Origin of the sequence: Flexivirga endophytica (assembly GCF_014640635.1) — a bacterium.
GTDB lineage: Bacteria > Actinomycetota > Actinomycetes > Actinomycetales > Dermatophilaceae > Flexivirga > Flexivirga endophytica.
This window is the reverse complement of sequence record NZ_BMHI01000003.1, coordinates 139,183-151,559: the sequence shown is the minus strand read 5'-3', so window position 1 is coordinate 151,559 and position 12,377 is coordinate 139,183. Positions and strand designations below refer to the sequence as shown.

The following is a 12,377-nucleotide window of genomic DNA, read 5'->3' as shown; positions in this document are numbered from 1 at the left end:
CATGGGTTAGTGAAGACGTTCACAAGCTAGAAAGATTCACCCAGTGAGCCTCCCCGGCGTTAGCCCTGCCCTGGACGAGAGCGCCGACGTCATCGTCGTCGGCGCCGGCCCCGGTGGATCAGCCACAGCCGCTTACCTCGCAATGGCCGGCATCGACGTGCTGTTGCTGGAGAAGACCCATTTCCCGCGGGAGAAGGTCTGTGGCGACGGTCTGACCCCACGAGCCGTACGCGAGTTGATCACGCTCGGCGTACCGACCCCCGAAGACGATGGCTGGATCAAGAACAAGGGTCTGCGGATCATCGGCGGCGGCATGCGGCTGCAGCTGGACTGGCCCGACGTCGCGAGCTTCCCGCCATACGGCCTGGTCCGCACCCGCCAGGACTTCGACGACATCCTCGCCAAGCACGCCGTCAAGCACGGTGCGCGACTGCGCCAGGGCGTCAACGTGGGCGGTGCGATCCGCGACGACAAGACCGGTGCGATCGTCGGCGTCGAGGCCAAGGAGATGGGCGAGAACGACCGCCCGACCGGCCGCAAGCTGACCTACCGCGCACCGCTGGTGATCGCCGCCGACGGCAACTCCTCCCGGCTGTCGCTCGCGATGGGCCGCGACAAGCGTGACGACCGCCCGATGGGTGTCGCGGTGCGCGCCTACTACACGAGCCCGCGGCACGACGACGACTACCTCGAGTCCTGGCTCGAGCTGTGGTCCAAGGACAAGAACGGCAAGCGGGTGCTGCTGCCCGGCTACGGCTGGATCTTCGGCGTCGGTGACGGCACCAGCAACCTCGGCCTGGGCATCCTCAACACCTCCAGCGCGTTCGGCAAGACCGACTACAAGGACGTCATGCGTCAGTGGGTCGCGACCATGCCGGAGGAGTGGACCTACAACGAGGAGACCATCACCGGCCCGATCCGCGGGGCGGCACTGCCGATGGGCTTCAACCGGCAGCCGCACTACGCCGACGGTCTGATGCTCGTCGGCGACGCCGGCGGCATGGTCAATCCGTTCAACGGTGAGGGCATCGCCTACGCGATGGAGTCCGGGCGGCTGGCCGCCGAGGTGGTCGCGCAGGCCTTCGGTCGCACCGACGACGCCGGACGCGAGCGGGTGTTGCAGTCTTATCCCAAGGTCATGAAGGACGCCCTCGGCGGCTACTTCACGGTGGGCCGCTACTTCGCGCAGCTCATCGGCCACCCGGAAATCATGCGCTTTGCAGTGCGTTACGGCTTGCCGCGTAAGACGATGATGCAATTCTTGTTGAAGGTGATGGCCAACCTCGGCGACGAGCACGGTGGCAAACTCGATGACCGCGTGATGTCGATGATGTCTCGGATGGTGCCGGCGGCATGAGGATCACGGTTTCGAACAGCGACGTTCGGAAGGACTCGTAAGCAATGAACTACTCCTACGCACCGCTGCTGTTCTTCGCGGGTATCGGCGCAGCCTTCGCGATCTTCTCGGTGCTCGGCGCCAGCACGCTGGCCGGCCCGAAGCGTTACAACCGCGCCAAGGCCGACGCCTACGAGTGCGGCATCCAGCCGAGTCCCCACGCCGAGGGCGGCGGACGCGTGCCGATCAAGTACTACCTGACGGCGATGCTGTTCATCATCTTCGACATCGAGTCGGTGTTCCTCTACCCGTTCGCCGTCTCGTTCGACCGGTTGGGGCTCTTCGCGCTGATCGAGATGGTGCTTTTCGTCGTGACTGTGTTCGTCGCATACGCCTTCGTATGGCGCCGCGGCGGACTTGAGTGGGATTGAGGTCTTCAGGACATGGGAATCGAAGAGAAGCTGCCTGCGGGCTTCCTGCTGAGCACGGTGGAGCAGGTCGCCGGCTACATGCGCAAGAGCTCGGTCTGGCCGGCGACGTTCGGTCTGGCCTGCTGCGCGATCGAGATGATGGCCGTCGGCACGCCCGACTACGACATCGCCCGCTTCGGCATGGAGCGCTTCAGTGCGACTCCGCGCCAGGCCGACCTGATGATCGTCGCCGGGCGGGTGAGCCAGAAGATGGCTCCCGTCGTGCGTCAGGTCTACGACCAGATGCCGGAGCCCAAGTGGGTCATCTCGATGGGCGTGTGCGCCAGCTCGGGCGGCATGTTCAACAACTACGCGATCGTGCAGGGTGTCGACCACGTCATACCGGTCGACATCTATCTGCCCGGTTGCCCGCCGCGGCCGGAGATGCTGCTCAACGCGATCCTCGAGCTGCACAAGCAGATCCAGAACACCAAGCTGGGTGTCAACCGGGTCGAGGCCGCACGCGCGGCCGAGCAGGCCGCGATGGCGGCGACGCCGACGCACCAGATGAAGGGTTTGCTGGCGTGAGTGACGACAAGAAGCCCGACGCTCCCAGCGCCGAGGCCACCACCACCGACGCGGTGACGCCGGGCGAACTCGTGGAGACCACGACCGTCGGCGAACCGATCAAGATCGCCGAGCGCAAGGGCATGTTCGGCTCCTCCCTCGGCAACGACACCAGCGGGTATGGCGGACTCAACCGCCCGGTGTTCTTCCCGGGCACCGCGGGCAAGCCGTACGGCGGCTACTTCGACGCGCTGACCGACGCGCTGGAGGTTGCGCTGGCCCGCAACGGCGGCAGCTACGAAGTCGCCGTCGAACGCGTCGTCGTCGACCGGGGCGAGCTGACCCTCTTCGTGCCGCGCGAGCAGCTGCCGCTGGTGGCGCGCACCCTGCGTGACGAGCCGACGCTGCGCTTCGAGCAGTGCCTGAGCGTCAGCGGTGTGCACTACCCGCAGGACACCGACCGCGAGTTGCACGCGGTCTACCACTTCGTCTCGATCACCAACGGCAGCAAGCGAGTTCGCGTCGAGGTCGCAGTGCCCGACTCGGACCCACACCTGCCGTCGATCGTGGAGACCTACCCGGGCGTCGACTGGCACGAGCGGGAGACGTGGGACATGTTCGGCATCATCTTCGACGGCCACCCGGCGTTGACCCGGATCCTGATGCCGGACGACTGGCCCGGCCACCCCCAGCGCAAGGACTACCCGCTCGGCGGCATACCCGTGGAGTACAAGGGAGCCACCGTGCCCCCGCCCAGTGATCGGAGGTCGTACAAGTGACCGCACGTACCGACGCCTTCGGCGCCACCACCCACGACGTCGACGACGACACCCCGGTGCTCAACGCCGTCGGCGGCGACTGGGACGACCTGGTCGACGAGGCCACCGCCCTCCACGAGGAGCGGATCGTCGTCAACATGGGTCCGCAGCACCCGTCGACGCACGGCGTGCTGCGCCTGATCCTCGAGCTGGACGGCGAGACCGTGACCGAGGCCCGTGCGGGCATCGGTTACCTGCACACCGGCATCGAGAAGAACATGGAGTTCCGCACCTGGACCCAGGGCGTGACCTTCTGCACGCGCATGGACTACGTCATGCCGTTGTTCAACGAAGCGGTCTACTGCCTGTCGGTGGAGAAGCTGCTCGGCATCACCGATCAGATCCCGGCTCGCGCCCAGGCCATCCGGGTGCTGCTGATGGAGCTCAACCGGATCACCTCGCACCTGGTGTGCCTCGCGACCGGCGGTATGGAGATGGGCGCGACGACCGTCATGACCATCGGCTTCCGCGAGCGCGAGCGCATCCTGCGGATCTTCGAGGCGATCACCGGGCTGCGCATGAACCACGCCTACATCCGGCCCGGCGGCGTCGCCTCCGACCTGCCCGCCGGCACGATCGACCAGGTCCGCGAGAACCTCCCGCTGGTGCGCAAGGGCATCGGCGAGCTCGAGGCGCTGCTCAACGAGAACCCCGTGCTCAAGGGCCGCATGTGCGACGTCGGCTACCTCGACCTCACCGGCTGTATGGCGCTGGGTATGACGGGCCCGGTGCTGCGTGCGACCGGCCTGCCGCACGACCTGCGCAAGTCCGACCCCTACTGCGGCTACGAGACCTACGACTTCGAGGTCCCGGTACGCGACACCTCCGACGCCTACGCCCGATACCGATTGCGCGTCGACGAGATGTACCAGTCGCTGCGCATCGTCGAGCAGGTCATCCAGCGGCTCGACGAGAACCCCGGTCCGGTGATGGTCGAGGACAAGAAGATTGCCTGGCCGGCTCAGCTGGCCGTCGGCTCGGACGGTCAGGGCAACAGCCTGGACCACATCCGCGAGATCATGGGCGAGTCGATGGAGTCGCTCATCCACCACTTCAAGCTGGTGACCGAGGGCTTCCGGGTGCCGCCGGGTCAGGCGTATGCCGCGATCGAGAGCCCCAAGGGCGAGCTCGGCTGCCACACCGTCTCCGACGGTGGCACGCGGCCCTACCGGGCGCACTTCCGCGACCCGTCCTTCAACAACCTGCAGGCGGTCGCCGCGATGGCCGAGGGCGGCTCCGTCGCCGACGTGATCGTGGCCGTTGCGAGCATTGACCCCGTCATGGGAGGCGTCGACAGATGACAGAGCTCAAGCACGTGCACGCGGAGGAGCGGGCGCACAAGTCGAACGCGATCCTGCATCCGCAGACGCCGCTGCAAGCGAGCGCCGAGCCCTACACCGACGAGCAGCTCGCGCAGCTCAACACCGACATCGACGAGATCATCGCTCGCTACCCGGTGAAGCGATCGGCACTGCTGCCGATCCTGCACCTGGTCCAGAGTGTCGACGGCTACGTCACGGGCCGCGGTGTGCGGTTGTGCGCCGAGCGGCTGGGCCTCACTGAGGCCGAGGTCAGCGGTGTCGCGACGTTCTACACCCAGTACAAGCGCCACCCCAACGGCGACTACACGATCGGCGTCTGCACCAACACGCTGTGCGCGGTGATGGGCGGAGACCTGATCTTCGACGCGGTCTCCGAGCACCTGGGCATCGGCCACGACGAGACCACCGAGGACGGCAAGATCACCCTGGAGCGCGTCGAGTGCAACGCGGCCTGTGACTACGCACCTGTGGTGATGGCCAACTGGGAGTTCTTCGACAAGCAGACGCCGGAGTCGGCGGTGCGTATGGCGGACGACCTGCGTGCCGGCAAGGACGTCGTGCCGACCCGCGGCGCCGCCAAGGTCTGCACCTTCAAGCACATCGAGCGGGTGCTGGCCGGCTTCCCGGACGAGCACGCCAACGAGGGTGTCGGCGCCGGCGAGCAGTCCCTCGAGGGACTGCGCCTGGCGCACCAGAACGACTGGCGGGCACCCGGTGACGAAGGCGGGCCGCTCTCGGAGGAGCCCGTCCAGAACACCGCGATCACCGACGAGACCGGTGGGCCGCTGCCGGGCGAGCCGCACAGTTCAGCCGATCGTCAGGAGGACTGAGATGGCAACCACACTGACCCCGGTGCTCACCAAGCACTGGGACGACCCGCGCAGTTGGACGCTGGAGACCTACCAGCGCGACGGGGGTTACCAGGCGCTCGACAAGGCGCTGCACACCGACCCGGCAGCGCTGATCGACGAGGTCAAGAACTCCGGACTGCGCGGTCGTGGCGGCGCCGGCTTCCCGACCGGCCTGAAGTGGTCCTTCCTGCCTGAGCCGGACGGTGGTCCCCGCTACCTCGTCGTCAACGCCGACGAGTCCGAGCCGGGCACCTGCAAGGACATCCCGCTGATGATGGCGACACCGCACATCCTCCTGGAGGGCGTGGCCATCACGTCGTTCGCCATCGGCTGCAACCATGCGTTCATCTACCTGCGCGGCGAGGTCGTGCACGTCTACCGCCGGCTCATGAACGCCGTGCAGGAGGCGTATGACGCCGGCCTGCTCGGCAAGGACATCGGTGGCACCGGCTTCGACCTGGACGTCACGGTGCACGCGGGTGCGGGCGCCTACGAGTGCGGTGAAGAGACCGCACTGCTGGACTCCCTGGAGGGCCGTCGCGGCCAACCGCGCCTGAAGCCGCCGTTCCCGGCGGTCGAGGGTCTCTACGCCCGACCCACCGTGGTCAACAACGTCGAGTCGGTCGCGTCCGTTCCGAGCATCATCGCCAACGGCGCCGACTGGTTCTCCGGCATGGGCACCGAGAAGTCCAAGGGCTACGGCATCTTCAGCCTGTCCGGTCACGTGACACGTCCGGGCCAGTACGAAGCCCCGCTCGGCATCACGCTGCGTGAACTGCTCGACATGGCCGGCGGCGTGCGCGAGGGGCACGAGCTGAAGTTCTGGACACCGGGTGGCTCGTCGACGCCGATCTTCACCGCCGCGGAGCTCGACGTGCCGTTGGACTTCGACTCGGTCGCGGCGGCCGGCTCGATGCTCGGCACCCGCGCGCTGCAGATCTTCGACGACACCGTGTCGGTGGTGCACGCCGTCGCGCGGTGGACCGACTTTTACGCCCACGAGTCGTGCGGCAAGTGCACGCCGTGCCGTGAGGGCACCTACTGGATGAAGCAGATCATGACCCGTCTCGAGCACGGGGAGGGCACGGCGGAGGACATCGAGACCCTGCTGGACGTCTGCGACAACATCTTCGGCCGCTCGTTCTGCGCCCTCGGTGACGCGGCGACGTCACCGGTCACGTCCGGCATCCAGCACTTCCGCGAGGAGTTCGAGCTGGGCACCCACACGCCGTGGTGGGAGGCCTTCCCGCCGGAAGCCTCCGCACTCTTCCCGGTTGCGACTTCGAAGGAGACCGTGTCGGCATGACCGCGATCACCGACAAGACCCCGGAGGCACCTCCGGCGGAAGACCTGGTCACGTTGACCATCGACGGGGCTGAGGTCAGCGTTCCCAAGGGCACCCTGGTGATCCGGGCGGCCGAGAAGCTCGGCGTCCAGATCCCGCGCTTCTGCGATCACCCGTTGCTCGACCCGGTCGGCGCCTGCCGCCAGTGCCTGGTCGAGGTGCCCGATGCCGGCAACGGCCGCGGTATGCCGAAGCCGCAGGCGTCCTGCACGCTGGCCGTCGCCGAAGGTATGAAGGTCGAGACGCAGGTGACCTCCGCCGTGGCCGACAAGGCACAGCACGGTCAGATGGAGTTCCTGCTCATCAACCACCCGCTGGACTGCCCCGTCTGCGACAAGGGTGGCGAGTGCCCGCTGCAGAACCAGGCGATGTCCAACGGTCGGCCTAAGAGCCGCTTCGAGGACGTCAAGCGCACCTACCCAAAGCCGATCAACATTTCGTCGCAGGTGCTGCTCGACCGCGACCGGTGCATCCTCTGCGCGCGGTGCACCCGCTTCTCCGACCAGATCGCCGGTGACCAGTTCATCGCGCTCATCGAGCGTGGTGCACTGCAGCAGGTCGGCATCTACGAGGAGAAGCCGTTCGAGTCCTACTTCTCCGGCAACACCGTGCAGATCTGCCCGGTGGGCGCGCTGACCGGTGCGGCATACCGCTTCCGGTCCCGCCCGTTCGACCTGGTGTCGACCCCCTCGGTGTGTGAGCACTGCGCCAGCGGCTGCTCGATCCGCACCGACCACCGACGCGGTGTCGTGCTGCGCCGGATGGCGCTGGACGACCCGGCGGTCAACGAGGAGTGGAACTGCGACAAGGGTCGCTGGGCGTTCAAGTACGCCACCAGCAGCCGCCTGCAGACACCGTTGGTGCGCGACGAGAACGGCGACCTGCGCGTCGCCGCCTGGCCGGAGGCACTGGAGATCGCCGCCAAGGGTCTCGCGCAGGCAAAGGCTGCAGGCGGCGTCGGTGTGCTCACCGGCGGCCGCGTCAGCGCCGAAGACGCCTACGCCTACAGCAAATTCGCGCGACTGGTGCTCGACACCAACGACATCGACTTCCGCTCCCGGCCGTTGTCCGCCGAGGAGGCCGACTTCCTGGCGAGCTCGGTCGTGGCGACCGACCCCGATGGTGATTCGGTCACCTTCACCGACCTGGAGAAGGCGCCGTCGGTGCTGCTGGTCGGCATCGAGCCCGAGGAGGAGTCGCCGATCATCTTCCTGCGGCTGCGCAAGGGCAACCGCAACAACAAGGTCAAGGTCATGTCGGTCGCGCCGTTCGTCACGCGCGGCCTGGCCAAGATGGGCGGCACGCTCATCGCCGCAGCGCCCGGCACCGAGGCCGAGGTGCTCGACGCAATCACTGCCGCGAGCGGCGACCTCGCGGAGACCGCGGAGCAGCTTAGTGCCGACTCGGTCATCCTGGTCGGCGAGCGTATGGCGACCGTGCCCGGTGCGTTGTCGTCCGTCCTCGCCCTCGCCCGCGCCAAGGGTGCGCGGGTGGCCTGGGTGCCGCGACGCGCCGGTGAGCGCGGTGCGCTCGAGGCCGGTGCGATCGGCAACCTGCTGCCCGGTGGCCGCCCGGTGGGCGACGCCGCAGCACGGGCCCAGGTCGGCACCGTATGGGGTGCCGCCGAGTTGCCGGAGCAGGCCGGCCGCGACACCGACGCGATCCTGGCGGCCGCAGCGTCCGGCGACCTCGCCGGCCTGGTCGTCGGCGGCGTCGATCCGCGCGACCTGGCCGACCAGCACACCGCGCAGGACGGTCTGGAGAAGGCCTTCGTGGTCTCGCTGGAGTTGCGGGAGAGCCCCGTCGCGCCATACGCCGACGTCATCCTGCCGGTGGCCGCGCAGCAGGAGAAGGCCGGTTCCTACGTCAACTGGGAGGGTCGCGTGCGGCCCTTCGAGCGGGCCATCGAGAGCACCGACATCCCGGACTTCCGCGCACTCGACCTGTTGGCCGCGGAGCTGGGCGAGTTCCTCGGCACCCGGTCGACCGCCCAGGTGCAGGCCGAGATGCGCGAGCTGGGGGCGTTCTCCGGTGAGCGTCCGAGCCCGCCTCGGGTGAAGTCTCGTGGCGTGCCGCGTCCGCTGATCGGGGAGGCCGTGCTGGCAACCTGGAGCCATCTGCTCGACAAGGGCGCGCTGCAGGACGGCGAGCCGTTCCTGGCCGGCACCGCGTTCGCGTCCGTCGCCCGACTGTCGGCGGCGACCGCTGCGAGTGTCGGTGTGCGCGAGGGTGAGCGGCTCGAGGTTTCGACCAAGCACGGCGCGATCACGCTGCCGGTGGTCATTACCGAGATGCCCGACTACGTCGTGTGGCTGCCGACCAATTCGACCGACAGCGCCGTGCGTGCCACTCTCGGTGCCGACGGTGGCGCGATCGTTGCGCTGGCCAAGGCACCGGCCGAGGCGACCGCCGAGCAGTCCACCACCGAGGAGAGTGCGCAGTGAACGCCACCCCACGAAGTTTCTCCTCCGCTTCGCTCCTCCGAATACTTCGCGGGGGCCCCGCCGTGACCAAGCTGCGTGACGTCTTAGGAGACGAGGCATGAGTATGTTGGCGCTCGCCGGCCCGGCGCTGGCGACCAGCACCGATAACCCGGCTGCCGACTTCAGTGACACCCCGTGGTGGCTGTCGCTGATCAAGGCGCTGTTCCTGTTCGTCTTCCTGCTGCTCAACACGTTGCTCGTCATCTGGTTCGAGCGCCGCGTGATCGGCCGGATGCAGGAGCGTCCCGGCCCCAACCGCACCGGTCCCTTCGGCCTGCTGCAGACCCTCGCCGACGGTGTGAAGCTGGCGCTGAAGGAGGACATCACTCCGCGCAAGGCGGACAAGCTGATGTTCGTCCTGGCGCCGATCATCGCCGGTGCGATGGCGTTCGTGTCGTTCGCGATCATCCCGTTGTCCGGCAACGTGTGGATGTTCGGCCACTACACGCCGCTGCAGCTGACCGACGTGCCCGTTGCCGTGCTGCTGGTGCTGGCGGTCGCCGGTGTCGGCGTCTATGGCATCGTGCTGGCGGGCTGGTCGTCGGGTTCGACATACCCGCTGCTGGGTGGCCTGCGCTCGAGCGCGCAGGTGATCTCCTACGAGATCGCCATGGGTCTGGCGCTGGTCGCGGTGTTCTTGTATGCCGGGTCGATGTCCACCAGCCAGATCGTGCTGGCCCAGAACGACCTGTGGTTCGCCATCCCGGCGTTCTTCTCCTTCGGCGTCTACATCATCACCATGGTCGGTGAGACCAACCGACTGCCGTTCGACCTCGCCGAGGGCGAGGGCGAGTTGACCGGTGGTTTCCACACCGAGTACTCCTCACTGAAGTTCGCGATGTTCTTCCTCGGCGAATACGTGAACATGTTCACCGTTTCCGGCCTGGCCACCACGCTGTTCCTGGGCGGTTGGCAGGCCCCTCCGGGGATCGCCGCGATCGGTGGCGGCATGTTCAACGGCGGCTGGTGGGGCCTGTTGTGGTTCGTCATCAAGCTGTGGCTGTTCATGTTCTTCTTCGTCTGGTTGCGTGGTTCTCTGCCGCGTGTGCGGTACGACCAGTTCATGCGCTTGGGCTGGAAGGTCCTCATCCCGTCCACCCTGGTGTGGGTCGTGGCGGTCGCCTTCCTGCGCGCTTCCAACGAGGGCTTCCTCGGTAAGACCATGGTCCTTGGCGGCCGGATACATCGGTCCACGTTGATAACCATCGTGATCATCGTGCTGCTGGTGCTTGCCGCTGCATGGATCTACGACTACAAGGCCGCCGCCCGGGAGAAGGCCATCCCCGAAACGCCCACCGAGATCGACCCCTACGCCGGGGGTTACCCGGTGCCGCCACTGCCGGGACAGACCCTGCGCGAACCGGCGCCTGCGCTGACCGCGCCCCCGGCCTACCAACCAGGCGAGACCGATTCCGAGGAGGAGGAGACTCGTGGCTGACAACAACACTGCTGGATCGAACGCTTCGGAGGGACAGCCCGGATTCCTGTCCGAGCTGTTCGCTCCGGTGGCCGGTTTCGGCGTGACCTTCGCGACGATGTTCCGCAAGGTCACCACCGAGGAGTACCCCGAGGAGAAGCGGCCGACCCAGCTGCGTTATCACGGCCGGCACCAGCTCAACCGCCACCCGGACGGACTGGAGAAGTGCGTCGGCTGCGAACTGTGCGCGTGGGCCTGCCCGGCGGACGCCATTCTGGTCGAGGGCGCCGACAACGACGACGCCACCGGCCAACGGTTCTCCCCCGGTGAGCGATACGGCAGCGTCTACCAGATCAACTACTTGCGCTGCATCTTCTGCGGGCTGTGCATCGAGGCGTGCCCGACCCGGGCTCTCACGATGACCAACGAGTACGAGCTGGCCGACGACAACCGCGCGGACCTGATCTTCACCAAGGACCAGCTGCTGGCACCCCTGCAGTCCGGTATGACGCCCGCCCCGCACCCGATGGTCGAAGGCATGGACGAGAAGGACTACTACAAGGGCAAGGTCACCGGCGCGACGAGCGCCCAGCAGGACTGGGTCGCCGAGCACAACGCCGAGTCGACGCAGAAAGAGGAAACGGTATGAGGCTCGGAGGCGCGGAGGCAACGCTGTTCTTCTTCGGCGCTCCGCTCGCGGTCATCGGTGCGCTGGCGCTGCTGTTCGCTCGCAAGGCGGTCCACGCAGCAATGGGTATGGCGCTGACCATGGTCATGCTCGGCGTGTTCTACATCGCCGAGCAGGCCGAGTTCCTCGGCATCATCCAGGTGTTCGTCTACTCCGGCGCCGTGATGATGCTCTTCCTCTTCGTCGTCATGCTGGTCGGTGTCGACTCGTCCGACTCGCTCATCGAGACGATCAAGGGGCAGCGCGTCGCAGGCATCCTGCTGGCACTTGCGGTGATGATCAGCCTGCTGGTCAGCGTCGGCAAGATCAGCTTCGGCGGTGCGAAGGGCCTGGACAAGGTCAACCAGGACACCGGCAACGTCAGCGGGCTCGCCAACCTGATCTTCGGCCCCTACGTGTGGGCGTTCGAGGTCACCTCGGCCCTGCTGATCACCGCTGCAATCGGCGCCATGCTGCTCGCGCACCGGGAGCGGTTGCGACCGAAGGCGTCGCAGGCCGACTGGTCGCGCGGCCGCGTCCGCCGCAACGAATTCGTCGCGGGTCTTCCGGTGCCGGGTGTCTACGCCCGGCACAACGCTGCTGACGTCCCGGCGCTGCTGCCGGACGGCACACCCGCCGAGGACTCGGTGCAGCGCGTGCTCAAGGCGCGCGGCCAGGTCGGTTCCCCGGGTGGGTATGTCGCCGCCGCGCACGAGATCGAGGGCGAAGCCGGAGACAGCACCAGCAAGGAAGTCGGTGACCGACAGTGAGCACCCCACAAAGTTCTCCGCTCGTTCCTCGCTCCGATACTTTGCGGGGACCCCGCTCTGTCGATGAAAGCGGTGGCATCCGATGACTCTGACTTCTTACATCTACTTGTCGGTGGTTCTGTTCTCGATCGGCAGCGCTGTCGTGCTGCTGCGTCGCAACGCGATCATCGTGTTCATGGGCATCGAGTTGATGCTCAACGCCGCCAACCTCGCCTTCGTCACGTTCGCCCGGATGCAGGGTTCGCTCGACGGCCAGGTCATCGCGTTGTTCGTGATGGTGGTCGCCGCCGCTGAGGTCGTGGTCGGCCTGGCGATCATCATGGCCATCTTCCGCGCCCGCAGGTCCGTGTCGGTCGACGACGCCAACCTGCTGAAGTTGTGAGTTAGGGAG

The 12,377-nt window shown here is 67.2% G+C and carries 12 protein-coding genes; all 12 read left to right on the top strand.

Annotated features, from left to right (window positions below; translation table 11 throughout):
• Window positions 1-43 precede the first annotated feature (43 nt).
• The 12 genes from IEX71_RS09310 (at window position 44) to nuoK (ending at window position 12,368) form a co-directional block, all read left to right on the top strand.
• Window positions 44-1,357: a geranylgeranyl reductase family protein gene (locus IEX71_RS09310; RefSeq protein WP_188836749.1), complete on the top strand. Its 1,314-nt coding sequence runs from the start codon at window positions 44-46 to the stop codon at window positions 1,355-1,357.
• Between the two features lie 44 nt (window positions 1,358-1,401).
• On the top strand, window positions 1,402-1,767 hold the full coding sequence (locus IEX71_RS09305) for an NADH-quinone oxidoreductase subunit A (protein ID WP_188836748.1): 366 nt from the start codon (window positions 1,402-1,404) through the stop codon (window positions 1,765-1,767).
• 12 nt (window positions 1,768-1,779) lie between these two features.
• Complete coding sequence (locus IEX71_RS09300) at window positions 1,780-2,334, top strand: NuoB/complex I 20 kDa subunit family protein (RefSeq protein WP_188836747.1); 555 nt, start codon at window positions 1,780-1,782, stop codon at window positions 2,332-2,334.
• Window positions 2,331-3,092, top strand: a complete 762-nt coding sequence (locus tag IEX71_RS09295; RefSeq protein ID WP_188836746.1) for an NADH-quinone oxidoreductase subunit C — start codon at window positions 2,331-2,333, stop codon at window positions 3,090-3,092. Before IEX71_RS09300 ends, IEX71_RS09295 begins: the two co-directional genes overlap by 4 nt.
• The gene (locus tag IEX71_RS09290) at window positions 3,089-4,432 is read left to right on the top strand and encodes an NADH-quinone oxidoreductase subunit D (RefSeq protein ID WP_188836745.1); all 1,344 of its coding nucleotides are present in this window, start codon (window positions 3,089-3,091) and stop codon (window positions 4,430-4,432) included. Before IEX71_RS09295 ends, IEX71_RS09290 begins: the two co-directional genes overlap by 4 nt.
• Window positions 4,429-5,283 (top strand): NADH-quinone oxidoreductase subunit NuoE, encoded by an 855-nt coding sequence (gene nuoE, locus IEX71_RS09285; RefSeq protein ID WP_188836744.1) that lies wholly within the window; start codon window positions 4,429-4,431, stop codon window positions 5,281-5,283. The genes IEX71_RS09290 and nuoE overlap by 4 nt, the downstream gene beginning before the upstream one ends.
• Before the next feature lies 1 nt (window position 5,284).
• The gene (nuoF, locus tag IEX71_RS09280; protein WP_188836743.1) at window positions 5,285-6,610 is read left to right on the top strand and encodes an NADH-quinone oxidoreductase subunit NuoF; all 1,326 of its coding nucleotides are present in this window, start codon (window positions 5,285-5,287) and stop codon (window positions 6,608-6,610) included.
• The gene (locus IEX71_RS09275) at window positions 6,607-9,093 is read left to right on the top strand and encodes an NADH-quinone oxidoreductase subunit G (protein ID WP_188836742.1); all 2,487 of its coding nucleotides are present in this window, start codon (window positions 6,607-6,609) and stop codon (window positions 9,091-9,093) included. Before nuoF ends, IEX71_RS09275 begins: the two co-directional genes overlap by 4 nt.
• A gap of 97 nt (window positions 9,094-9,190) precedes the next feature.
• Entirely contained in the window at window positions 9,191-10,570 is a 1,380-nt protein-coding gene (gene nuoH / locus IEX71_RS09270; protein WP_188836741.1) for an NADH-quinone oxidoreductase subunit NuoH, read from the top strand.
• Window positions 10,563-11,198, top strand: coding sequence for an NADH-quinone oxidoreductase subunit NuoI (nuoI, locus tag IEX71_RS09265; protein WP_188836740.1), 636 nt, complete (start codon window positions 10,563-10,565; stop codon window positions 11,196-11,198). Before nuoH ends, nuoI begins: the two co-directional genes overlap by 8 nt.
• Window positions 11,195-11,986, top strand: coding sequence for an NADH-quinone oxidoreductase subunit J (locus IEX71_RS09260; protein WP_188836739.1), 792 nt, complete (start codon window positions 11,195-11,197; stop codon window positions 11,984-11,986). Before nuoI ends, IEX71_RS09260 begins: the two co-directional genes overlap by 4 nt.
• An 82-nt stretch (window positions 11,987-12,068) precedes the next feature.
• Window positions 12,069-12,368, top strand: coding sequence for an NADH-quinone oxidoreductase subunit NuoK (nuoK, locus tag IEX71_RS09255; RefSeq protein WP_188836738.1), 300 nt, complete (start codon window positions 12,069-12,071; stop codon window positions 12,366-12,368).
• Window positions 12,369-12,377: the final 9 nt, after the last annotated feature.

Bases quoted from the DNA above. Each gene is read 5' to 3' on its own strand.
- IEX71_RS09305 (WP_188836748.1), top strand. From the start codon at position 1,402: ATGAACTACTCCTACGCACCGCTGCTGTTCTTCGCGGGTATCGGCGCA.
- IEX71_RS09300 (WP_188836747.1), top strand. From the start codon at position 1,780: ATGGGAATCGAAGAGAAGCTGCCTGCGGGCTTCCTGCTGAGCACGGTG.
- nuoE (WP_188836744.1), top strand. From the start codon at position 4,429: ATGACAGAGCTCAAGCACGTGCACGCGGAGGAGCGGGCGCACAAGTCG.
- nuoF (WP_188836743.1), top strand. From the start codon at position 5,285: ATGGCAACCACACTGACCCCGGTGCTCACCAAGCACTGGGACGACCCG.
- IEX71_RS09275 (WP_188836742.1), top strand. From the start codon at position 6,607: ATGACCGCGATCACCGACAAGACCCCGGAGGCACCTCCGGCGGAAGAC.
- nuoH (WP_188836741.1), top strand. From the start codon at position 9,191: ATGAGTATGTTGGCGCTCGCCGGCCCGGCGCTGGCGACCAGCACCGAT.
- IEX71_RS09260 (WP_188836739.1), top strand. From the start codon at position 11,195: ATGAGGCTCGGAGGCGCGGAGGCAACGCTGTTCTTCTTCGGCGCTCCG.
- nuoK (WP_188836738.1), top strand. From the start codon at position 12,069: ATGACTCTGACTTCTTACATCTACTTGTCGGTGGTTCTGTTCTCGATC.